At 71.4% G+C, this 21,084-nt stretch carries 22 protein-coding genes and 1 riboswitch; of the genes, 17 read left to right on the top strand and 5 right to left on the bottom strand.

What is annotated here, in order from left to right; genetic code table 11:
• On the top strand, positions 1 to 859 hold an 859-nt coding region (locus EHS43_RS13310), incomplete at its 5' end, for a glycoside hydrolase family 6 protein (protein ID WP_125190975.1).
• A 67-nt stretch (positions 860 to 926) separates the two neighbouring features.
• Complete coding sequence (locus tag EHS43_RS13305; protein ID WP_125190974.1) at positions 927 to 1,385, top strand: thioesterase family protein; 459 nt, start codon at positions 927 to 929, stop codon at positions 1,383 to 1,385.
• On the opposite strand, the gene EHS43_RS13300 is transcribed toward EHS43_RS13305, so the two are convergent.
• A complete protein-coding gene (locus tag EHS43_RS13300; protein ID WP_125190973.1) occupies positions 1,345 to 2,556 on the bottom strand; it encodes an MFS transporter in 1,212 nt (403 codons plus the stop codon). The genes EHS43_RS13305 and EHS43_RS13300 overlap by 41 nt on opposite strands.
• A 110-nt stretch (positions 2,557 to 2,666) precedes the next feature.
• Here EHS43_RS13300 and EHS43_RS13295 point away from each other — a divergent pair, with 110 nt between their 5' ends.
• The 10 genes from EHS43_RS13295 to EHS43_RS13250 all read left to right on the top strand — a co-directional run bounded on the left by EHS43_RS13295 (position 2,667) and on the right by EHS43_RS13250 (position 11,686).
• A complete protein-coding gene (locus tag EHS43_RS13295; RefSeq protein ID WP_125190972.1) occupies positions 2,667 to 3,839 on the top strand; it encodes an ROK family transcriptional regulator in 1,173 nt (390 codons plus the stop codon).
• Between the two features lie 255 nt (positions 3,840 to 4,094).
• A riboswitch (FMN riboswitch) is annotated at positions 4,095 to 4,225 on the top strand.
• Between the two features lie 146 nt (positions 4,226 to 4,371).
• On the top strand, positions 4,372 to 4,977 hold the full coding sequence (locus EHS43_RS13290) for a riboflavin synthase (RefSeq protein WP_125190971.1): 606 nt from the start codon (positions 4,372 to 4,374) through the stop codon (positions 4,975 to 4,977).
• Positions 4,974 to 5,615 (top strand): nicotinamide mononucleotide transporter family protein, encoded by a 642-nt coding sequence (locus EHS43_RS13285; protein ID WP_125190970.1) that lies wholly within the window; start codon positions 4,974 to 4,976, stop codon positions 5,613 to 5,615. Before EHS43_RS13290 ends, EHS43_RS13285 begins: the two co-directional genes overlap by 4 nt.
• The gene (locus EHS43_RS13280) at positions 5,612 to 6,901 is read left to right on the top strand and encodes a bifunctional 3,4-dihydroxy-2-butanone-4-phosphate synthase/GTP cyclohydrolase II (RefSeq protein WP_125190969.1); all 1,290 of its coding nucleotides are present in this window, start codon (positions 5,612 to 5,614) and stop codon (positions 6,899 to 6,901) included. The genes EHS43_RS13285 and EHS43_RS13280 overlap by 4 nt, the downstream gene beginning before the upstream one ends.
• 24 nt (positions 6,902 to 6,925) lie before the next feature.
• A complete protein-coding gene (gene ribH, locus EHS43_RS13275; protein WP_125190968.1) occupies positions 6,926 to 7,411 on the top strand; it encodes a 6,7-dimethyl-8-ribityllumazine synthase in 486 nt (161 codons plus the stop codon).
• A gap of 34 nt (positions 7,412 to 7,445) precedes the next feature.
• Entirely contained in the window at positions 7,446 to 7,718 is a 273-nt protein-coding gene (locus EHS43_RS13270) for a phosphoribosyl-ATP diphosphatase (protein ID WP_020117406.1), read from the top strand.
• Between the two features lie 44 nt (positions 7,719 to 7,762).
• Positions 7,763 to 8,620, top strand: coding sequence for an ATP phosphoribosyltransferase (gene hisG, locus EHS43_RS13265; RefSeq protein WP_125190967.1), 858 nt, complete (start codon positions 7,763 to 7,765; stop codon positions 8,618 to 8,620).
• A gap of 14 nt (positions 8,621 to 8,634) precedes the next feature.
• Positions 8,635 to 9,093: a PH domain-containing protein gene (locus EHS43_RS13260; protein WP_125190966.1), complete on the top strand. Its 459-nt coding sequence runs from the start codon at positions 8,635 to 8,637 to the stop codon at positions 9,091 to 9,093.
• A gap of 179 nt (positions 9,094 to 9,272) precedes the next feature.
• Positions 9,273 to 10,613, top strand: coding sequence for a hemolysin family protein (locus tag EHS43_RS13255; RefSeq protein ID WP_125190965.1), 1,341 nt, complete (start codon positions 9,273 to 9,275; stop codon positions 10,611 to 10,613).
• A complete protein-coding gene (locus tag EHS43_RS13250) occupies positions 10,610 to 11,686 on the top strand; it encodes a hemolysin family protein (RefSeq protein ID WP_125190964.1) in 1,077 nt (358 codons plus the stop codon). Before EHS43_RS13255 ends, EHS43_RS13250 begins: the two co-directional genes overlap by 4 nt.
• A gap of 145 nt (positions 11,687 to 11,831) precedes the next feature.
• On the opposite strand, the gene EHS43_RS13245 is transcribed toward EHS43_RS13250, so the two are convergent.
• Both EHS43_RS13245 and EHS43_RS13240 read right to left on the bottom strand, forming a co-directional pair.
• Positions 11,832 to 13,697, bottom strand: coding sequence for an AAA family ATPase (locus EHS43_RS13245; RefSeq protein WP_125190963.1), 1,866 nt, complete (start codon positions 13,695 to 13,697; stop codon positions 11,832 to 11,834).
• A gap of 432 nt (positions 13,698 to 14,129) precedes the next feature.
• The gene (locus tag EHS43_RS13240) at positions 14,130 to 14,750 is read right to left on the bottom strand and encodes a uridine kinase (protein WP_125190962.1); all 621 of its coding nucleotides are present in this window, start codon (positions 14,748 to 14,750) and stop codon (positions 14,130 to 14,132) included.
• Between the two features lie 225 nt (positions 14,751 to 14,975).
• Here EHS43_RS13240 and EHS43_RS13235 point away from each other — a divergent pair, with 225 nt between their 5' ends.
• The 3 genes from EHS43_RS13235 (at position 14,976) to EHS43_RS13225 (ending at position 17,345) form a co-directional block, all read left to right on the top strand.
• Positions 14,976 to 16,337 carry a peptidase C39 family protein gene (locus EHS43_RS13235; protein WP_125190961.1) on the top strand — a complete coding sequence of 454 codons (1,362 nt, stop codon included), beginning with the start codon at positions 14,976 to 14,978 and terminating at the stop codon, positions 16,335 to 16,337.
• Between the two features lie 138 nt (positions 16,338 to 16,475).
• Positions 16,476 to 16,616 (top strand): SCO1431 family membrane protein, encoded by a 141-nt coding sequence (locus EHS43_RS13230; RefSeq protein ID WP_125190960.1) that lies wholly within the window; start codon positions 16,476 to 16,478, stop codon positions 16,614 to 16,616.
• 66 nt (positions 16,617 to 16,682) lie between these two features.
• Entirely contained in the window at positions 16,683 to 17,345 is a 663-nt protein-coding gene (locus EHS43_RS13225) for a TetR/AcrR family transcriptional regulator (RefSeq protein ID WP_125190959.1), read from the top strand.
• A gap of 59 nt (positions 17,346 to 17,404) precedes the next feature.
• On the opposite strand, the gene EHS43_RS13220 is transcribed toward EHS43_RS13225, so the two are convergent.
• A complete protein-coding gene (locus EHS43_RS13220) occupies positions 17,405 to 18,640 on the bottom strand; it encodes a glycoside hydrolase family 18 protein (protein ID WP_125190958.1) in 1,236 nt (411 codons plus the stop codon).
• Positions 18,641 to 19,026: 386 nt separating this feature from the next.
• Here EHS43_RS13220 and EHS43_RS13215 point away from each other — a divergent pair, with 386 nt between their 5' ends.
• The gene (locus tag EHS43_RS13215) at positions 19,027 to 20,199 is read left to right on the top strand and encodes an acyl-CoA dehydrogenase (RefSeq protein WP_125190957.1); all 1,173 of its coding nucleotides are present in this window, start codon (positions 19,027 to 19,029) and stop codon (positions 20,197 to 20,199) included.
• Here EHS43_RS13215 and EHS43_RS47685 read toward each other — a convergent pair.
• Positions 20,162 to 20,398, bottom strand: coding sequence for a hypothetical protein (locus EHS43_RS47685; RefSeq protein WP_125190956.1), 237 nt, complete (start codon positions 20,396 to 20,398; stop codon positions 20,162 to 20,164). The two genes, EHS43_RS13215 and EHS43_RS47685, sit on opposite strands and share 38 nt — an antisense overlap.
• A gap of 137 nt (positions 20,399 to 20,535) precedes the next feature.
• On the opposite strand from EHS43_RS47685, the gene EHS43_RS13205 reads away from it, so the two are divergent.
• Complete coding sequence (locus EHS43_RS13205) at positions 20,536 to 21,057, top strand: hypothetical protein (RefSeq protein ID WP_260470520.1); 522 nt, start codon at positions 20,536 to 20,538, stop codon at positions 21,055 to 21,057.
• The last annotated feature ends 27 nt before the right edge of the window (positions 21,058 to 21,084 follow it).

The following is a 21,084-nucleotide window of genomic DNA, read 5'->3' as shown; positions in this document are numbered from 1 at the left end:
CCTCTACCGCCACCCCGCCTCCCAGGTGCTCGACTGGGTGCGGGACCATCCGCGCGACCCGCGTGCCGAGGTCATAGCGGACCGCATCGCCGACCGGCCGGCCGCGGTCTGGTTCGCCGACTACACCCCGGCGACCCTCACCTCCCGGGTCCGCGCGGTCACCTCGGGCGGCGCCGCGCGGGGCCGGGTCCCGGTGGTCGTGGCCTACGCGATCCCGGACCGCGACTGCGGGGGCGCCTCCCAGGGCGGGGCACCGGATCTCGGCGCGTACGACGCCTGGATCGAACGGTTCGCCGCGGGGCTCGGCTCCGGCGAGGTCGTCGTCGTCCTGGAACCCGACTCGATCGCCCAGTCCGACTGCCTCACGGCCGCGGGCCGCGCCGACCGCTTCGCCTCGCTGGCCCGCGCCGGCCGCGTCCTGAAGGCCGCGAACCCCAGGGCCCGTGTCTACTACGACGCCGGTCACTCGGGCTGGCGGCCGGCGGCCGAGCAGGCGGCCCTGCTGAAACAGGCGGGCGCCGCCTCGGCCGCCTCCTCCGACGGGATCTTCAGCAACGTCTCCAACTTCCACACCACGCCCGCCGAGATCGCCTACGACCGTCAGGTCCTCGCCGCTCTGGACGGGCCGCCCGGCCTGGGCGCCGTCATCGACACCAGCCGCAACGGCAACGGCGCCCCGCCCGACGGCCAGTGGTGCGACCCGGCCGGCCGGAAGATCGGCCGGCCCCCGACCCTGGACACCGGCGAGCCGGAGATCGACGCCTACCTGTGGGTGAAGCTGCCGGGGGAGTCGGACGGCTGCAAGGGCGCGCCGGGCACGTTCAGCCCGTCGTACGCCTATGACCTGGCCGCACCCTAGGGGAGTGAGGGTGAGCGACCGCTTAGGATAGGGGTCGTCGTCCCATGCACCCAGGAGTTCCGCACCCGTGACCGCCGAAGCCGTCCTCGCCCCCGCCCAGTCCTACGGCCGCCTCATCCCGGTCACCGTCCACTTCGACGACCTGGACGCCCTGGGCATGCTCCACAACGCCCGCTACCCGCTGCTCGTCGAGCGGGCCTGGACCGAGTTCTGGCAGGAGCGCGGCGTCCGCTTCGACGGTGACTGGGCGGACGCCGGCGACGCCTGCAACGTCGTCAAGGAGCTGCTCATCGGCTACGAGGCCCCCGTCACCCGGACCGGCACCTACGCCGTCCACCTGTGGCTGGAGCGCCTCGGCACCACCGGCCTGACCTACGGCTTCCGGTTCTGCTCCGAGGACGGGAGCACCACGTACGCGCGCGGCACCCGGGTGCTGGTCCGGCTGGACGCCGGGACGCTGCGCCCCACGCCCTGGAGCGAGGGCTTCAGGGCCGCCGGTCGGGAACTGCTGCGGCCGGAGCGCTGATCTTCGGACGGTCGCGGTCGCCGGCCCGCAGCACGCCCGCGAAGGCCATGATCCCGCAGGCCAGCACGGTCACTAGGGTGAACGACACCATGAGGCTGGTCGCCTGGGCCAGCGTGCCGATCGCGCTCGGGGCGATGAGCCCCGAGGTGTAGGTGATGGTGGCGACCCCGGCGATCGCCAGACTGGGGTTGGACCCGCTGCGGCCCGCCGCGGCGAAGCACAGCGGCACGACCACCGCGATGCCGAGGCCCATCAGCGCGAACCCGCCCATCGCCACGGCCGGACGGTCCGCGACGACGATGAGCAGGCCGCCGAGCACGGCCAGGGCCCCGCTCGCCCGTACCGTGCGCACCGAACCGAACCGGTCCACCACCCGGTCGCCGACGAGACGTGCGACGGCCATGGTGAACGTGAAGCCGGTGGTGCACGCGGCCGCGAGTCCGGCCGAGGTCTCCAGCCGGTCCCGCAGGTAGACCGCCGACCAGTCCAGGCTCGCGCCCTCCGCGAACACCGCGCAGAACCCCACCGCGCCGATCAGCAGCGCCGACTTCGGGGGCAGCGCGAACCGGGGCGGCGGCTCCTGGTCCTCGGTGGGCTGCAGGTCCAGCACCCACCGGCAGAACAGCAGGCCGAGCAGGGTGAGCGCGGCCGACGCGAGCGCGTGGTGCAGGCGGGCGTCCGAACCCAGGTGCGCGGCGAGCGTGCCTGCGGCCGAGCCGATCAGGGCACCCGCGCTCCACATGCCGTGCAGCCCGGACATGATCGAGCGGCCCAGACGGTTCTCGACCTCCACGCCGAGGGCGTTCATCGCCACGTCCGCCATGCCGGCCGTGGCGCCGTAGACGAAGAGGGCCACACAGAGCGTGAGGAGGTTCGGGGCTAGGGAGGGCAGCACCAGGGCCAGCGTCCACAGGGTGATCAGACCGCGCAGGGCGTTCCGGGCGCCGAAGCGGTGGCTGACACTGCCCGCAAGCGGCATGGCCACGGACGCGCCGAGCGCGGGGAAGGCGAGCGCGAGACCCAACTGCCCGGCGCTCACCGAGGAGTGGTCCTGGATCCACGGCACCCGGGTGGCGAACGAGCCGGTCACGGCCCCGTGCACGGCGAACACGGCGGCCACGGCGTACCGAGCCCGCCGCACCTCTGCGGGCGCGTGCACCACATCGCTCATCTTCGGGCCCCTCCCGGATCCTCTTCGTCCTGTCGCCGCCGTAAACTATCAGGAACCCTGCCTGATAGATAGCGCCTATTCGGCACATCGGATCTGAGAGGATGCCCGGCATGCCCGCATCCCCGAGCACCGCCCGGGTCATCAACGACCGGCTCGCCCTGCGCCTGCTCCAGCAGGAAGGCCCGCTGACGGCAGGGCAGTTGAAGCAGCTCACCGGACTGTCCCGGCCCTCCGTCGCCGACCTCGTCGAGCGCCTCGCCGCCGCCGGACTCATCGGCGTGGTGGGGGAGTCGGGGGAGCAGCGCCGCGGCCCGAACGCCAAGCTCTACGGCATCGTCGCCGACCGGGCCCACCTCGCGGCCCTCGACGTCCGCACCGAGGGCGTCTCCGTCGTCGTCTCCGACCTGCTGGGGAGGGTGCTTACCCGGGCGTCGGTGCCCATCGGCGGGGACACCGGGACCGGACCCGCGGTCGAGCAGGCGGTGATGCTGGTCGAGCGGGCGGCCAAGGAGGCCGGGGTGTCCGAACTGCACACCGTCGGCATCGGCGCCCCCGGCCTGATCGACCCGGCCACCGGCGAACTCCGCGACTCCGGCGGCCTGCCCGCCTGGCACCGGCGACTGGTGCTGGCGCTGCAGGAGCGGCTCCCCGAGACGCGTGTCCACGTCGAGAACGAGACCAACCTCGCGGCGCTGGCGGAACAGCGCGAGGGGGTCGCCCGGGACCGGGACACCTTCGTCCTGCTGTGGCTCGGCCACGGCACGGGCGCGGCGGTCGTCCTGGACGGCAGCCTGCGCCGGGGCGCGTCGGGCGGCACGGGGGAGATCGGCTTCCTGCCGGTTCCCGGCACGGTCGTCCTGCCGTCGGCGACCGACTGCGAAGGAGGCTTCCACTCCCTCGCGGGCTCCGCGGCGATCGCGGTACTGGCGGCGGAACACGGCATCGCGGCCGAGGGCGAGGCGGACGGGCCGGTCGCCGCGGGGCTGGTCGGGTGGGCGGTGGCCAACGCGGCGACGGCCTTTCTGGACGGCCTCGCGGACCGCCTCGCCGTGGGAGTCGCCTCCGTGGCCGCGATCCTGGACCCCGGTTGCGTGGTGCTGGGCGGTGAGGTGGGCGAGGCGGGCGGCGCCGACCTCGCGGCCAGGGTCGAACACCGGGTGCGCCGGATGTCACCGCTGCCCACCGAGGTCCGGGCCGGCGCCCTGGGGGGCGGAGCGGTGCTGCGCGGCGCCCTGCTGACCGCGAGAGACAGGGCCCAGGACGACCTGTTCGCGCCTCGCTGAGGGCGGGGGTGCGCCGGGGAAGGAGACCCGGCGGCGGGCAAGGGCCGTCGTCACCGCCGCCGGGCCCGTCTCTACGGGTGTCCACGCACCGCGACCCTAAAAAGGACTAGACCATTTCGTCAATGGATATGCGCCATCGGTCCGTTGGGGGTCCGGAGTGCCGCACAAGTCCATCGGTACTGTCTGTGAGCCACCCCACACCCTCCGCCTGTATGGACGCCGATCAGGCGTGGCAGACTGGCTCTGTACCAGAAGCAGCGCACTCCGGGGTCGGTGAAAGTCCGAACCGGCGGTTACAGTCCGCGACCCGACCGCTTCCAGCGGCCGGTTGACCAGGTGAAATTCCTGGACCGACGGTTAAAGTCCGGATGGGAGGCAGTGCGCGGCGGGCGGGCATTCGTGCGCGCCGTCGTATCCGTTCGTCCTGCGGGACGAGTGCGTCCGGCGTCGCCCCCGGTGTCGTCGCTCGTCCTTTCTGTCGTCATCGACAGCCCCGGAGTCCGTGCCCGAAGAGGCAGGGAGGACCCGGGAAGTGTTCACCGGAATCGTCGAAGAGCTGGGCGAGATCACCGCCGTCGAGAACCTCGGCGACGCCTGTCGCTTCCGACTGCGCGGCCCCGTCGTCACCGAGGACGCGAAACACGGGGACTCCATCGCCGTCAACGGCGTCTGCCTCACCGTCGTCGACCACGAGGGCGACGAGTTCACGGCCGACGTCATGGCCGAGACCCTCGACCGCTCCAGCCTCGGCGCCCTGGGCGTCGGCTCCCGCGTCAACCTGGAGCGCCCCACCGCCGTCGGCGCGCGCCTCGGCGGGCACATCGTGCAGGGGCACGTGGACGGCACCGGCGAGGTCCTGGAGCGCAAGCCCTCCGAGAACTGGGAGATCATCAAGATCTCGCTGCCCGCGGACCTCTCCCGCTATGTCGTGGAGAAGGGCTCCATCACGGTCGACGGCATCAGCCTCACCGTCGTGGACGCCGGCCCCGACTACTTCACCGTCAGCCTGATCCCCACCACCCTCGCCCTGACCACGCTCGGCCTCAAGCAGCCCGGCGCCCCGGTCAACCTCGAGGTGGACGTCGTCGCCAAGTACGTCGAGCGCCTGCTCGCGAGCGGTCAGGGGGCGGGGAAGTGAACTCCCTCAACACCGAGGCCTTCACCCTGTTCGGCCAGCACATCCTCTGGTCGGACATGATCGGCAACATCCTCGGCCTCATAGCCCTCGCCCTCGGCTGGCGGCGCAACCTGTGGAGCTGGCCGGTGCAGTTCGCCTCCGGCCTCATCCTGTTCGGCGCCTTCTACGGGCACCTCACCGGCAGCGCCGGCAAGCAGGCCGTCGTCATGGCCGTGGCGCTCTTCGGCTGGTGGCAGTGGAACCGCAACAAGGGCCAGTCCGGTGACGGGCACATCGCGCCCCGCTTCGCCACCTGGCGTGAGCGCGGTGCGCTCGTCGCGGCCGCCGCCGTCGGCACCGTGGCCGTCGCCCTGCTCTTCAAGGCCTACCCGAGCCTGTCCTGGGACCCCTGGCCGGACGCCTACATCTTCGTCGGCACCGTCGTCGCCATGTACGCCCAGGCCCGGGGCATGGTCGAGTTCTGGTTCGCCTGGCTCCTGGTCGACCTCGTCGGCGTCCCGCTGAACTTCGCCAACGGCTACGCCTTCTCCGGCTTCGTCTACGTCATCTACGGCGCGCTCGTCCTGTGGGGCATGCGCGACTGGTGGCTGCGCTCGCGGGAATCCGCGCGGCCCGTCATGGAAGGAGCGCCGGCATGACCGCCGCACCCATTCTGTACAGCACCGACGGGTTCGAGGACTTCGCGCTGGACCCGGTCGAGCAGGCCATCGCCGACATCGCGGCCGGCCGCCCCATCGTGGTCGTCGACGACGAGGACCGCGAGAACGAGGGCGACCTGGTCGTCGCCGCCGAGAAGGTCACCCCCGAGATCGTCGCCTTCATGATGAGCGAGTGCCGCGGCCTGATCTGCGCCCCCATGGAGGGCGACGAACTGGACCGGCTCAAGCTCCCGCAGATGGTCGACGACAACACCGAGTCGATGAAGACCGCGTTCACCGTCTCCGTGGACGCCTCCGGCGCTCACGGGGTGACCACCGGGATCTCGGCGTCCGACCGCGCGACCACGCTCCAGCTCCTCGCGAGCGGCGCCGCCGAGCCCACCGACTTCGTCCGCCCCGGCCACATCTTCCCGCTGCGCGCCAAGGACGGCGGCGTCCTCACCCGCAACGGCCACACCGAGGCAGCCGTCGACCTCGCCCGGCTCGCGGGCCTGCGCCCGGCCGGCGCCATCGTCGAGATCGCCGGCGAGGACGGCCGTATGCTGCGGCTGCCCGAGCTGATCCCCTTCGCCCGCAAGCACGGCCTGACGATCATCTCCATCGAGGACCTGATCGCCTACCGCCGCGGCAGCGAGCCCACGGTCCGCCGCGAGGCCGAGACCCGGCTGCCCACCGCCCACGGCACCTTCAGGGCGTACGGCTACCGCTCCACCGTCGACGGCGTCGAGCACGTCGCCCTCGTCCACGGCGAGATCGGCGACGGCGAGGACGTCCTGGTCCGCGTCCACTCCGAGTGCCTGACCGGCGATGTCTTCGGCTCCCTGCGCTGCGACTGCGGCCCCCAGCTGGACGCCTCCCTGGAACGCATCCAGGCCGAGGGCAGGGGAGTGGTCGTCTACCTGCGCGGCCACGAGGGGCGCGGCATCGGCCTGCTGTCCAAGCTGCGGGCCTACGAACTCCAGGAGCAGGGCCACGACACCCTCGACGCCAACCTGGAGCTCGGCCTGCCCGCCGACGCCCGGGACTACGGCGCCGGCGCGCAGATCCTGGAGGACCTCGGGGTGCGCAGCCTGCGCCTGATGACCAACAACCCCGACAAGTCCGACGCCCTCCTGCGGCACGGCCTCAAGGTCACCGGACGCGAGCCGATGCCCGTGCAGGCGGGTGAGCACAACCTCCGCTACCTGCGCACCAAGCGGGACCGGATGGGCCACGACCTTCCCTGGCTGGACGCCAACCCGGTGTCCACCTGCAGCAACCAGTAAGCATTTCGAGGAGAGTTCGAGAACGTGAGCGGCAAGGGTGCACCGGAGCTGTCCGTACGCAACGTGGGTGACCTCAGGGTCGCCGTCATCGCGGCGCAGTGGCACGAGAAGGTGATGGACGGACTGGTCGACGGCGCCCTGCGGGCCCTGCACGACCTGGGCATCGACGAGCCGACCCTGCTCCGGGTCCCCGGCAGCTGGGAGCTCCCGGTCGTCGCCAAGGTCCTCGCGGGCCGCGGCTACGACGCGATCGTCGCCCTCGGTGTCGTCATCCGCGGCGGCACCCCGCACTTCGAGTACGTGTGCCAGGGCGTCACCCAGGGCCTCACCCAGGTATCGGTGGAGACGGGCGTCCCGGTCGGCTTCGGTGTGCTCACCTGCGACACCGAGGAACAGGCCCTGGACCGGGCCGGCATCGAGGGCTCCCACGAGGACAAGGGGCACGAGGCGGTGACGGCGGCGGTGGCCACGGCGGCCACCCTCCGCTCAGTATCTGAACCGTGGCACTAGGTGGTGCGGGCTTACGCGTAAAGTGGGCGCCACCATGTCCAATAAGACGTTCGAGGAGCTCTTCACCGAGCTCCAGCACAAGGCCGCCAACGGCGATCCCGCCACGTCCCGCACCGCAGAGCTGGTCGGCAAGGGCGTCCATGCCATCGGCAAGAAGGTCGTCGAAGAGGCCGCCGAGGTCTGGATGGCCGCCGAGTACGAGGGCAAGGAGGCGGCCGCCGAGGAGATCTCGCAGCTGCTCTACCACGTCCAGGTGATGATGGTCGCGCGCGGGATCTCCCTCGACGACGTCTACGCCCACCTGTAAGCCACTCGCCGCAACAACCCCTCAGAGCAAAGGAAGCCGACCTCATGCTGCGCATCGCCGTCCCCAACAAGGGTTCCCTGTCAGGACCTGCGGCGGACATGCTGCATGAGGCCGGCTACCAGCAGCGCCGCGAGTCCAAGGAACTGCGGATCGTCGACCCGGTCAACGACGTGGAGTTCTTCTACCTCCGCCCCCGGGACATCGCGATCTACGTCTCCTCCGGCCGGCTCGACATCGGCATCACCGGCCGTGACCTGCTGATCGACTCCGGCGCCGACGCCGAGGTGATCCTCCCGCTCGGCTTCGCCCGCTCCACCTTCCGCTTCGCCGCCAAGCCGGGCACCGCGAACGGCGTCGAGGACCTCAAGGGCAAGACGGTCGCCACCTCCTACGAGGGGATCGTCGCCGGTCACCTCGCCGACCACGGCATCGACGCCGCCGTCGTCCACCTCGACGGCGCCGTGGAGACCGCCATCGAGCTCGGGGTCGCCGAGGTCATCGCGGACGTCGTCGAGACCGGAACCAGCCTGCGCAACGCGGGCCTGGAGGTCTTCGGCGAGCCCATCATGAAGTCCGAGGCCGTCGTCATCCGCCGCACCGGCGCCGAGGCGGACGACGCCGCGGAGTCGAAGGTCCAGCAGTTCCTGCGCCGCCTCCAGGGCGTCCTGGTGGCCCGCACGTACGTGATGATGGACTACGACTGCCGCGTCGAGCAGCTGGAGAAGGCCGTCGCGCTCACGCCGGGCCTGGAGTCCCCGACCGTGTCCCCGCTGCACAACGAGGGCTGGGTCGCCGTCCGCGCGATGGTCCCCGCCAAGGAGGCGCAGCGGATCATGGACGACCTGTACGACATCGGCGCGCGGGCCATCCTGACGACGGCCATCCACGCCTGCCGGCTGTGAGGGGCGAGCCGCACATGTCCTCCGAACTGCCCACCCTTCCCGTCACCTTCCGGCCGGGCCGCACCCGTGCCGTGCTGATCAGCGCGGGTGTCGCGATCTTCGTGACGATCACGGTGATCGCGCTGCTCCTGGAGCAACTGGGCCCCGGCGAGCGCCTGAGCTTCATCTTCACGGCGGCCCTGCTCGCCGGCGTGCTGTTCCTGCTGGCCAGGGTCAAGGTCGTCGCCGACGAGTCCGGTGTCACCGTCCAGAACATCGCCGGCCGGCGGCATCTGGAATGGGCCGAGATCATCCAGGTGAACCTCCGCCCGGGCGATCCGTGGGTCTTCCTCAACCTCAGCGACGGCACCAGCCTGCCCGCCCTCGGCATCCAGCCGGGCATCGCGAAGCAGCAGGCCATCGCCGACGCGAAGGCCCTGCGGGCGCTCGCCGAGGCCCGCTCCACAGCCCGTTCCGACGAAGATCAGGGCTGACTCGGGGGCTTCGACCCTGCCGCAGTCGGCCCTGTCTTGATTAATCTGTTGGCGGAGGCGTTTTCATCGCGCCTCCGCCTCACGTTGTTCCTGCTACCCGAGGAGTGACTCCCTCCAGCGATGGACGGATCGTCCTGTAGTACCTGCGCCGCCCCCTCCCGGCATATCGAGGCGGCGGCATGACCATCCCCCTGCTGCTCCTCGGAGCGGCGTTCCTGCTGATTCTCGCCAACGGCTTCTTCGTCGCGGCCGAGTTCGGCCTCGTGACCGTGGAAGCCACGGACGCCGAGAAGGCGGCCGCGGAAGGCGACCGACGTGCCCGCAGGGTCGCCGAGTCGCTCAAGGAGCTGTCGTTCCAGCTCTCCGGCACCCAGCTCGGCATCACCATCACCTCCCTGGTCGTCGGCATGCTCGCCGAACCGGCCCTCGCGGAACTGCTGCACGGCCCGTTCACGGCCGTCGGCGTGCCCGAGGGCGCGGTCTCCGGTGTGGCCGTCGTCGTCGGCATGCTGCTGGCCTCGGCCGTGCAGATGGTGATCGGCGAGCTCGTGCCCAAGAACTGGGCGGTGTCCAAGCCGATGCAGGTCGCCCGCTTCGTCGCGGGCCCCCAGCACGCCTTCGCCCGGCTGTTCCGGCCGGTGATCGCCGCGCTGAACGCGGTCGCCAACCGCCTGGTCCGTGCCCTCGGCATCGAGCCCGCCGAGGAGCTGGCCTCCGCCCGCACCCCCGGCGAGCTGGTCTCCCTGGCCCGCCACTCGGCCCAGGCCGGCACCCTGGAACAGGACACCGCGGACCTCTTCGTGCGCACCCTGTCCCTCGCCGAGCTCACCGCGCAGCACGTCATGACCCCGCGCGTGAAGGTCAGCTCGCTCCAGGCCTCGGCCACCGCCGAGGACGTCGTCAACCTCACCCGCGCCACCGGCCTGTCCCGCTTCCCCGTGTACCGGGAGAAGATCGACGAGATCGTCGGCATGGTCCACCTCAAGGACGCCCTGGCCGTACCGGTCCAGGACCGTCTGCGCACCCCCGTCGGCCGGATCGCCCGCCCGGCGCTGCTGGTGCCCGAGACCCTCCCGGTCCAGCCCCTGCTGGCCCGGCTGCGCAGCGAGCAGCCCATCGCCGTCGTCGTCGACGAGTACGGCGGCACGGCCGGCGTGGTCACCCTGGAGGACATCGTCGAGGAGATCGTCGGCGAGGTCCGCGACGAGCACGACGACGTGTCCAAGGAAACCCCCGAACTGGCCGCCGCCCCGCCCGAGGACGGCCGCCTCGCCTGGGACGCCGACGGCAGCTGCCGGGTCGACATCCTCCAGCGCATAGGCCTCGACGTCCCCGAGGGGCCGTACGAGACCGTCGCCGGGCTGGTCGCCGACCTGCTCGGCCGTATCCCCGCCGTCGGCGACCGGGCCGAGCTGCCCGGCTGGCGGCTCACCGTGCGCCAGGTCGGGCACTACCGCGCCGAGCGGGTCCGCCTGGTCCGCACGGTCCCCGCGGTCAACGTCATGGAGGCCGCCCGATGAGCGTGCTCCAACTCCTCTTCGCGGCCCTGCTCGTGCTCGCCAACGGCTTCTTCGTCGGCGCCGAGTTCGCGCTGGTCTCCGTGCGCCGCAGCCAGATCGAACCGCTCGGCACGGCACGGGCCCGCCAGGTGCTGTACGGCCTGGAGCGGCTGCCCCAGATGATGGCGGCGGCCCAGTTCGGCATCACGGTGTGCTCGCTGACGCTCGGCGCGGTCGCCGAACCGACGGTCGCGCACCTGCTGGAGCCGGTCTTCGAGTGGATCCACCTGCCGCACGGCATGATCCATCCGCTCGGCTACGTCATCGCCCTCGCCGCCGTCGTCTTCTTCCACCTCGTCATCGGCGAGATGGTCCCGAAGAACCTCGCGATGGCGGCCCCGGAGAAGGTCGCGCTGTGGCTCAGCCCCGGCCTTGTGGCCTTCGCGCGGCTGTGCCGGCCGATCACCCTCGCCCTCGGCGCCTGCGCGCGGGCCATCCTGCGGCTGTTCCGCGTCGAGCCCAAGGACGAGGTGGAGGCCGTCTTCACCAGCGAGCAGCTGAACCGGCTCGTGGAGGACTCCGGCCAAGCGGGCCTGCTGGATCCCGAGGAACAGGAACGCCTGGAGGACGCGCTGGAACTGGGCTCGCGCCCGGTGACGGACGTGCTGCTCAAGCGCGAGTCCCTCGTGACGGTGCGCCCCTCGGTCACCCCGGGCCAGATCATCGAGCTCACCGGCCGTACCGGGTACTCGCGCTTCCCGATCGCCGCGGAGAACGGCGCCTTCATGGGGTACCTGCACGTCAAGGACGTACTGGACCTGGAGGACTCGCAGCGGGCGGTGCCGCAGCAGATCTGGCGGCCGATGACGAAGCTGCGGTCCGATCTGCCGCTGGACGACGCGCTCACGGTGATGCGGCGCGCGGCCACGCACCTGGCCCAGGTGGCGGACGGGTCCGGGAAGGTGCTGGGCCTGGTGGCCCTGGAGGACGTACTGGAGCTGCTGGTCGGTGAGGTCCGGGACCCGGCGCACCGGGATCTGCCGGAGGTCCGGGTCACGGAGCCCCGGAGCAGCGAGGAGGCTTTGGCGTCGTAGTGCGTCGGCTGCGGGCCGGTGGGGGCTTGTCGCGCAGTTCCCCGCGCCCCCAAAAAGGTGGGTGCGGCTGGGCACGCCTTGACTGCACGCACCCAGGGGCGCGGGGAACTGCGCGGTCAGCCCCCACTCGGCCGCAGCCGACGAACTACCGCGCCGACGGATCCTGGGGCCCCCGCCCTGAGAGAACCTCCCCGTACGCCTGCATCAGATCCGGAAGCCGGAGCGTCGACAGGTCGTCCCGACTCGGCATCCCCGGATACGTGGACAACCGCAGATCCCGGTACGCGCAGCTCTTCTCGTACAGCGTCCGCAGGAACCGCCCGTTGCCGAGCTCGTCGATCCAGCCCTGGTCCACCACGTGCCCGGCGATGGAGCGCAGCTCGTCCAGGGCCTCCTCGTCCCAGACGTCGCCGTTCTCCGCCGCCAGCACCTCGCCGATGGAGGTGAGTTCGAGGGGACGGTACGACGGGAAGTCCACCCGGGTCGTGAAGCGGGACGACAGTCCCGGGTTCGCGGCGAGGAGGCGGTCCATGCCCTCCGGGTAGCCGGCCAGGATCACGACCAGGTGGTCCCGGTTGTCCTCGGCCCGCTTCAGCAGCACCTGGAGCGCCTCGTCGCCGTACGCGTCGCCCTTGCCGTAACCGGAGTTGGAGAGCGAGTACGCCTCGTCGACGAAGAGCACCCCGCCGAGGGCCGAGTCGATCAGTTCGTTGGCCTTGACCGCCGTCTGGCCGAGGTACTCCCCGACCAGGTCGGCCCGCTGCGCCTCCACGAGGTGGTCGCCGCCGAGCAGCCCGAGGGCGTAGAAGACGCGGCCCAGGATGCGGGCCACCGTGGTCTTGCCGGTGCCGGAGGGCCCGGAGAAGACGAAGTGACGTTTGGGCGGCTGGACCGGCAGGCCCTGCCCGGCGCGCAGCCGGGCCATGTTCAACTGGGCGGAGAGCGCCTTGACCTGGCGCTTCACCGGCTCCAGGCCCACCATGCGCTCCAGCTCGGCGAGTGCCTCCTCCAGTAAGACGGGGTCGGTGGGTCCCGCCGGAAGGGGCACCGCCGGGGCGCCGGACCGCTCCCGTCCCGCCGGGTCGGTCATCGACGGCAGCGGCCCGGTGGGCGGCGGTTCCGGGTCGGAGAGCTTCAGCTCCCGCCCCTCGACGCCGAAGAGCGGGTCGATCCCGTCGGGCCCCTCCAGCACGTCCTGGCCGAACCCGGTGAGCGTGATCGCCGCGAGGTCGGCCGGGTCGTCGTACCCGTCGCCCTCGGCGATGGCGGCGAGCCGTGCGGAGGTGTCCATGAAGGCGGGGTCGACCCGGTGCACGGCCCGGTAGAGGGGGAGCGCGGCGGCGGAGCGGCCCGTCCCCTCGTGGGCCCGGGCCAGCCAGTACCGCAGCTCCTTGCGCTGGGGCTGTTCGCTGCGGCAGCGCATCAGGGACGCCGAGAGCAGGGGTTCGGCCTGGCCGTACATCTCCAGGCGGACCCGGGCCATGCCGCCGAACAGGCCGGCCTCGATGCCGAGCATGGGGTCGTCGATCAGCGGGTCGGTGTGCCGGACCAGCTGCTCCCAGTCCTTGACCAGATAGGCGCGGCAGGCGTGCAGGAAGCGGACCTGGTGGTCGGTGTCCACCGGGGGCAGACCCGCGAGGGCCCGGTCGAGCTCCGGGACGTGGCGGCCGTCCAGCCAGTGCGAGGCGTGCGCGAGCAGCAGGTCGCGCGGGCTCTCCAGCACCGGTTGCACCCACCAGCCCAGCCAGTACCAGGAGTTGAGGGTGCGCCGGTGCCGGGTGCGCTGTTCGCCGAAGCGCTCGCGGTGCCGGAACATCCTGAGCAGCGCGGTCGTCGTGTCGACGCGCAGCGCGTGCAGTCCGAGCCAGCCGTCGGCCATCCCGGGGTCGATCCGTACCGCGGCCCGGAACTCCTCCTCCGCCTGCGGATAGGCGCCCATCGTGTACGCGTCCACGCCTCGCAGCCAGGCGAGGTCGGCCGGGGCCTCGGGGCCCTGCGTGCCGAAATCCATCACGTCCCCCACAAACCGTGCCCCCGTGGTTTCACCACCGGGCCGACGCCCGGTGGCCGCCTTCGTTCAACCGCTGTGCCGCGGACCGGAGTTGCAACGGTGCGCAGAGCAGTTGTCCGTAGGTCGCACCGAGGGCATCGTACCTGCGGTGGTGTCGCTCGCCGTAGGGTGCCGCACAGGCCGTTTGGCGAGGTGGGAGCAGATGGGGCGCACCGCGGGTGGTGACCGAGGGTGAGCGAATCGCGGCTCACGGCGTCCGGAAAGCCGTACCAGGGCAGAACGAAGCCCCCGATCACGGGGGAACAACCGGGGGCTTCGCGACTGCGGGCGACCTCCATCGGCCGCACATTGAGAACGTAAGACCTGTACGGCCCCTCGGTCAAGCGGAGTTGGGCGACTGAGGCAAGTTCCTACCGGTGAGTCTTCACAGGTTCAACACATCGATGTCGGGCCGTCACCGTGGGTGACATCGTGGTCCGGTCCAAGGGTCACCGCAGGCCCTTTGGTGATCGTGTAACCCTCCTGACCCTGCCGTACCAGGAGCTCGGCGAAGGGCCGGGAGGGGTCTTCGGCGAAATGCCGCTGTTCCGCCTCGACCCATCCGTCCCAGAACTCCCGCAGTCCCGCCCCGTCCCGGGAGCGTCCGCGCGCCCAGGACTCCTCACGGGGCAGATCCATCCACAGCAGCCGCGCCAGGTGGGGCCGCAGGGCGCGGCGGCCCGCGCCGACGCCCTCCAGCAGGATCACCGGCGCGGGCGGCAGGGGGCGCGGCGCCGCGAAGCGGCGGGCGTGCCAGTCGTAGACGGCGTAGTGCGCGGTCTCGCCGCGGCCGAGCGGGGTGATCACCTCGCTGAGCAGTCGCCCGGTCCAGCCGAACAGCTCGTCGTGGCTGGCGATGTCGTCGAGGTGCAGAACCGGTGCGCCGCCGAGCGCGTCGGCCAACTGCCCGCAGAACGTGGACTTTCCGGACCCGGCGTGCCCGTCGACGCCGATCAGACGGACCGGGCCGCAGGAGGGCGGGAGCCGGCGGAGCCGGGAGGCGAGGTCGTGCACGGTGTTCCTGAGGGCCGGACGGGAAGGGCGCGGCCAGTCTAGTGACGGGCCGCCGTCGACCGGTCGGCGGAATCACGGATTCCCAGGTCATGCCAGTGGACCAGACCAATATTGGTGGGCGTGGCACGGGCCGAAGTGCTGGCAGGAGCATGCCGCCTCGTTCATAGTTGGCGCACAACCGAGCATTGGCCCGCCCGAATCGGACACCTGGGGGTCTTCCCGCCCATGAGCAGAGCCGAACAGCCGTCCCGCCGAACCGTTCTGGCCGTCGCGGTCGCCGCCGCGGTGGCAGGCGGCACGGGCACCGCGACCGCCGCGGACACCACCGCCGGCGCGGAATCCGACGAGACCTCCGGCCGCCCCGTCGACAACCGCGCCTGGATCACCTACAGCGACTGGCGCTCCGGCACCGCCGACGGCACCCGTGCCGTCGCCGGCCGGCGTCCCGGCGTCGTGATCGGCGCCCCCGCGGGCACCACCGAGTACACCGACCCGCACACCGGGACCACCGCCACCTGGGAGTTCGCGACCTGGACCTCCCCGGTCCACACCCTCACCGTGCCCGCGACCGAGGTGATCGCCTCCTGGAACGCGCACACCCCGGCCGGCACCTGGATCCAGATCGAGCTCAAGGGGACGTACTCCGACGGCACGGTCACCCCCTGGTACGTGATGGGCCGCTGGGCGGCCGGCGACGGCGACATCAAGCGGACCTCGGTCGACGACCAGACCGACGACAAGAGCAGCATCTGGACGGACACGTTCGCGATCGACGATCCGTCGACCGGGCTGCGCCTGGCCTCGTACCGCCTGCGCCTGACCCTGTACCGCAAGCCCGGCGCGAAGAACACGCCGACCGTGTGGCGGCTCGGCGCGATGGGCTCGGACGTCCCGGACCGCTTCACCGTGCCGGCCTCCACGCCCGCTCTGGCCCGCGAACTGATCGTCCCGCGCTACTCGCAGGAGATCCACAAGGGCCAGTACCCGGAGTACGACAACGGCGGCGAGGCCTGGTGCAGCCCCACCTCCTCGCAGATGATCGTCGAGTACTGGGGCGGCCGGCTCACCAAGGAGCAACTGGCCTGGGTCGACCCGTCGTACGCCGACCCGCAGGTCTGCCACGCGGCCCGGTACACCTACGACTACCAGTACGCGGGCTGCGGCAACTGGCCGTTCAACGCGGCCTACGCGGCCACCTTCAAGGACCTCCAGGGCGTGGTGACCCGGCTCGGTTCGCTCACCGACCTGGAGACCCTGATCGCGGCCGGCATCCCGGCCATAACGTCACAGTCGTTCCTCAAGGAGGAGCTCACCGGGGCCGGTTACGGCACCTCGGGCCACCTCATGACGGTGATCGGCTTCACCGCCGAGGGTGATGTGATCGCCAACGACCCGGCCTCGCCGAGCGACGAGGCGGTGCGGCGCGTCTACAAGCGGCGCGAGTGGGAGAACATCTGGCTGCGCACCAAGCGGTACAACGCCAGTGGCAAGGTCGTCTCCGGCACCGGAGGCGTCTGCTACCTGTACTTCCCCGCCTGCCCGACCCCGCGCCAGCGCAAGGCGCTCGCGGCGGTGGGCGTGCGCTGAGCCCGTCCTCGCACGGCCCCCGGCATCCGTCGGGGGCCGTGCGCTGTGACCAAGGTCTCGGCCGCACGAGGCGCCGCGAATGGCAGGGTGGACGGATCGGCGGGGGAGTCCGACCAGCACCGAGACCTGCGAGACGCCATGACCGCACACCCTGCCACCACCTCCCGCGCCCGTACCGGCGGCCCCGAGGACCACGGTCCGAAGATCCTCGAACATGTAGCGGGATGGACGCTCGTCGTGGTGATCGCGATGCTCGTCACGCAGCTCGGTCTCCTGTGACCTGATCCACAAGTGACCTGACATACTGCGGATGTCCCGCCGCCAGCCCGAGACCAGGGTCGAAACTTGAATATCAGTGATCAGCGTGAAGCCGCCCGGCCGCGGGCTCGCGGCACCGAGCGCTCGGTTGCTCGCCGTGCCGAACTCATCGCCATTGGGCGGAAGTTGTTCGCGGACACCTCTTACGACGCGCTCTCCATGGACGACATCGCCAAGCAGGCGCATGTCGCCAAGGGGCTGATCTACTACTACTTCCAGTCCAAGCGCGGCTACTACCTGGCGATCATCCAGGACTCCGTCGCCGACCTGGTCACCTACGCGGCCAGCGGCCTGGAGATGGAGCAGGTGGACCGCGTCCACCGCACCCTGGACAGCTATCTGCGCTACGCCGAGCACAACCAGGCGGCCTACCGCACCGTCGTCAGCGGCGGGGTCGGGTTCGACGCCGAGGTGCACGCCATCCGCGACGGGGTGCGCGAGGCCATCGTCGCGACCATCGCGCAAGGCGCGTACGGCCGTACCGACATCTCCCCGCTGGCCCGCATGGGCCTGCTCGCCTGGGTGTGCAGCGTCGAGGGCGCCACCCTCGACTGGATCGACGGCCCGCCCCAGCTCTCCCGCGACACCATGCGCGACCTCCTGGTCAAGACGCTCGGCGCCTCGATGCGTGCCATCGAGGAGCTGGACCCCGCCTATCCCGCGCCGGAACCGGCCCGCCGCGACGGCTGAAGGCCACGAGTTGGGGCGGAGGCTCGTGGTCCCCCGCCCCAAGTCCCTGTTCGGGCGGCTCAGTTGATCGCCTTGATCAGCTCACCTCCGGCGGTGTCCCCGCTCAGCTCCCAGAAGAAGGTGCCGCCCAGGCCCTGCTGGTTCTTGTACGTCATCTTCGTCGCGATGGTGGCGGGGGTGTCGTAACTCCACCAGTTGGTGCCGCACTTGGCGTACGCCGTGCCGCCCACGGTCCCTGTGGCCGGGCACTTCGACTTGAGCACCTTGTAGTCGTCGATGCCCTGCTCGTAGGTGCCCGCCGCCGGTCCCGTCGCGGTGCCGCCGGGCGCGGACTGGGTGACACCGGTCCAGCCGCGGCCGTAGAAGCCGATGCCGAGCAGCAGCTTCGAGGCCGGGATGCCGAGACCCCTGAGCTTCGTGATGGTGGCCGAGGTGTGGTAACCCGCCCGCGGGATGCCGGAGTAGGAGTTCAGCGGCGAGTGCGGGGCCGTCGGTCCGGCGGCGTCCCAGGCGCCGAAGTAGTCGTACGTCATCGGGTTGTACCAGTCGACGTACGGGGCCGCGCCCGCGTAGTCCGCCGCGTCGATCTTGCCGCCCGCCGTGGCGTCCGCGGTGATCGCGGCGGTGACCAGCGCGCCGCTGCCGAACTTCGAACGCAGCGCCGCCATCAGGTTCTTGAACGCCTCCCTGCCGCTGGTGTCGCAGGTGTTGCCGCAGGCGTTCGGGTACTCCCAGTCGATGTCGATGCCGTCGAAGACGTCGGCCCACCTGGAGTTCTCGACCAGGTCGTAGCAGGACTGCGCGAAGGCCGCGGGGTTGCGGGCGGCCTCGCCGAAGCCGCTCGACCAGGTCCAGCCGCCGAAGGACCAGAGGACCTTGAGGCCCGGGTGCTTCTTCTTCAGCTCCCGCAGCTGGTTGAAGTTGCCCCGCAGCGGCTGGTCCCAGGTGTCGGCGACGCCGTCCACGGACTCGGCCGCGGTGTAGGTCCGGTCGGTCGCCGCGTAGGCGTCACCCATCGCGCACTTGCCGCCGGTGACGTTGCCGAACGCGTAGTTGATGTGGGTCAGCCTCGCCGCCGAGCCGGAGGTCTCGATGTTCCTGACGTAGTACTTGCGGTCGTAGGTGCCCCATTCGGTGAAGTAGCCGACGACCTTGGAGCCGGCCGCCTTCACGCGCGGGGCCTCCGGTGCGGTCGCACTGGCGCTGCTCGCGCCGGCCAGCAGGCCCGCGCCGAGGACCGCGCAGCACGCGGCGGAGATCAGCGCCCGGAAGCGGGCGCGCTGGGGAAAGTGCATCGGTGTCTCCTCGTGGGGGAGAGGGGAACGCCAGCGGATTGGCATGAACGCGATGAAGCGCTGCCGGAACAGTAGGAGGACTAGACCACCTCGTCAATGGTTCGGACCAATCCCGGGTCAATCCCGGATCGATTCCGGCCTGATCCCGGACCGACCCCGGGTCGATGCGAGGCCGGTTGTCGGTGGCCTGAGATATCTTGAAGTAAGCGGTCGTTAACCAGTGACCGGGTGTCTCCTTTCGGGCATACTCACAGGGCGCAGCCGCTGGTCAGCAGCTTCCGAGACCCGGGAGACGCGAGCAGCGACCGGCGCCCAGTGAGACCTGCGGAGCCGCCCCACCCCACGGCGTGCGCCCGCCAGCGCCCTACAGGGAGGAGAGCGTCGCCATGCCCGACCGCGCCCCGCAGCCGGTGGACCGGCAACTGCCCACGGACGAGGCCCGGGATCTGATCTCGCTCGTCCGCGACATCGCGCAGCGAGAGATCGCCCCGAAGGCGGCCGAGGAGGAGGACGCCGGGCACTTCCCGCGCGAGGTCTTCACCCTGCTCTCCCGGACCGGACTGCTCGGCCTGCCCTACGACTCCGAGCACGGCGGCGCCGACCAGCCGTACGAGGTCTACCTCCAGGTCCTCGAAGAGCTCGCCGCGGCCCGCCTCACCGTCGGCCTCGGCGTCAGCGTGCACACCCTCGCCTCCTACGCGCTCGCCACCTACGGCACCAAGGAACAGCAGGTCGAGCACCTGCCCGCGATGCTCGGCGGCGGCCTGCTCGGCGCGTACTGCCTCTCCGAGCCCTCGTCCGGCTCGGACGCGGCCTCGCTGCGCACCCGAGCGGTCCGGGACGGCGACGACTGGGTGATCACCGGCACCAAGGCCTGGATCACCCACGGCGGGGTCGCCGACTTCTACACCGTCATGGCGCGCACCGGCGAGGAGGGCCCGCGCGGGATCACCGCGTTCCTGGTGCCCGCCGACTCGGAGGGCGTGAGCGCCGCCGCGCCGGAGAAGAAGATGGGCATGAAGGGCTCGCCCACCGCCCAGGTCCACTTCGACGGGGTGCGCGTCCCGGACGCGCGGCGCATCGGCGACGAGGGGCAGGGCTTCGCGATCGCCCTGTCCGCACTCGACTCGGGGCGGCTCGGTATCGCGGCCTGCGCCATCGGGGTCGCCCAGGCGGCCCTCGACGAGGCGGTCGGCTATGCGACCGGGCGACAGCAGTTCGGGCGGCCGATCGCCGACTTCCAGGGGCTGCGCTTCATGCTCGCCGACATGGCGACCCAGATCGAGGCGGGCCGGGCGCTGTACCTCGCGGCGGCGCGGCTGCGCGACGCCGGACGGCCCTTCGCCAAACAGGCGGCCATGGCCAAGCTGCACTGCACCGACACGGCGATGAGGGTCACCACCGACGCCGTCCAGGTCCTCGGCGGCTACGGCTACACCGCGGACTTCCCGGCCGAGCGGTACATGCGTGAGGCCAAGGTGCTCCAGATCGTCGAGGGCACCAACCAGATTCAGCGGATGGTCATCGCCCGTCACCTGGCAGGTCCGGAGACGCGCTGAACTGACCGGGCCTGACCTGCGGCGCCGCGAGCCGTACCCACTCCGGGTCGTGGCGCCCGGGCAGAGTGCGCCCGCCGCTCGCCCAGGTGCGCATCAGGTCCCGGTAGATGGGCGGGTCCTGGGGCGGCGGCGGAGCCGGACGGAAGAGTGACGGGTTCGCTGGAACCGATTCGGCGACCGGTGCATACGTACGGGTCATACCGGGGCAACGCGGGAGTCGGCGGCCGGGTCACGGTGTCCGCAATCGGGCGTGCGTTCGCGGGCGTCCGGCCGGACCTCTGGTCACCCGCACCGGTCTGACGTACCGTCAGCCAACCGCCGGCAGGGAGGTTGGCCATGACCGACGACCGTCCCGTACCGCTCGACGAGTACCCCGTGCACCAGGTGCCCCTGTCCATGAAGTACGTGGCGACGGGGGACCGCAACGCCTACGACCGCTGCATCTTCCACGTCCTCGACCACGAGGGCCGCGCCCTGCTGATCCTCGGTCTCGGCGTGTACCCCAACCTCGGGGTGATCGACGCCTTCGCGACCCTGCGCCTCGGCGACACCCTCCACGCGGTCCGCGCCTCCGACGCCCTGCGCGACGACTCCCGCACGAACCTGGCTGTCGGTCCCCTGCGCATCCACGTCGAACGCCCGCTGCGGGACTTCGTGCTGAGCTGCGAGGCGGCCCCGGGCGACCCTGACGGGCTGTCGTACGAGATCAACTGGACCGCCGGCTTCCCGGCCCTGTGGGAGCCCCATCACATCCAGCGGCGGGGCGGCCGGCTCACCCTGGAGGGCAGGCGTTTCGTGCAGGCCGGACAGTGCGAGGGCTGGGTCCGGGCGGGCGCGAGCGGGGCGTGCGGGGCTTGAACGGGACCCGGGACCGCAGCTGGGGGG

Source organism: Streptomyces sp. RP5T (assembly GCF_003933965.1).
Classification (GTDB): domain Bacteria; phylum Actinomycetota; class Actinomycetes; order Streptomycetales; family Streptomycetaceae; genus Streptomyces.
Note: the sequence above shows the minus strand (reverse complement) of the source record. Positions and strands in the feature narration are given on the sequence as shown.

Coding starts and splice junctions, on each gene's coding strand:
- EHS43_RS13255 (WP_125190965.1), top strand. CDS start 9,273: ATGACCATCCCCCTGCTGCTCCTCGGAGCGGCGTTCCTGCTGATTCTC.
- EHS43_RS13205 (WP_260470520.1), top strand. CDS start 20,536: ATGACCGACGACCGTCCCGTACCGCTCGACGAGTACCCCGTGCACCAG.
- EHS43_RS13280 (WP_125190969.1), top strand. CDS start 5,612: ATGACCGCCGCACCCATTCTGTACAGCACCGACGGGTTCGAGGACTTC.
- EHS43_RS13220 (WP_125190958.1), bottom strand. CDS start 18,640: ATGCACTTTCCCCAGCGCGCCCGCTTCCGGGCGCTGATCTCCGCCGCG.
- EHS43_RS13245 (WP_125190963.1), bottom strand. CDS start 13,697: ATGGATTTCGGCACGCAGGGCCCCGAGGCCCCGGCCGACCTCGCCTGG.
- EHS43_RS13230 (WP_125190960.1), top strand. CDS start 16,476: ATGACCGCACACCCTGCCACCACCTCCCGCGCCCGTACCGGCGGCCCC.
- EHS43_RS13270 (WP_020117406.1), top strand. CDS start 7,446: ATGTCCAATAAGACGTTCGAGGAGCTCTTCACCGAGCTCCAGCACAAG.
- EHS43_RS13300 (WP_125190973.1), bottom strand. CDS start 2,556: ATGAGCGATGTGGTGCACGCGCCCGCAGAGGTGCGGCGGGCTCGGTAC.
- EHS43_RS13250 (WP_125190964.1), top strand. CDS start 10,610: ATGAGCGTGCTCCAACTCCTCTTCGCGGCCCTGCTCGTGCTCGCCAAC.
- EHS43_RS13215 (WP_125190957.1), top strand. CDS start 19,027: ATGCCCGACCGCGCCCCGCAGCCGGTGGACCGGCAACTGCCCACGGAC.
- EHS43_RS13295 (WP_125190972.1), top strand. CDS start 2,667: ATGCCCGCATCCCCGAGCACCGCCCGGGTCATCAACGACCGGCTCGCC.
- EHS43_RS47685 (WP_125190956.1), bottom strand. CDS start 20,398: ATGACCCGTACGTATGCACCGGTCGCCGAATCGGTTCCAGCGAACCCG.
- EHS43_RS13260 (WP_125190966.1), top strand. CDS start 8,635: ATGTCCTCCGAACTGCCCACCCTTCCCGTCACCTTCCGGCCGGGCCGC.
- EHS43_RS13235 (WP_125190961.1), top strand. CDS start 14,976: ATGAGCAGAGCCGAACAGCCGTCCCGCCGAACCGTTCTGGCCGTCGCG.
- hisG (WP_125190967.1), top strand. CDS start 7,763: ATGCTGCGCATCGCCGTCCCCAACAAGGGTTCCCTGTCAGGACCTGCG.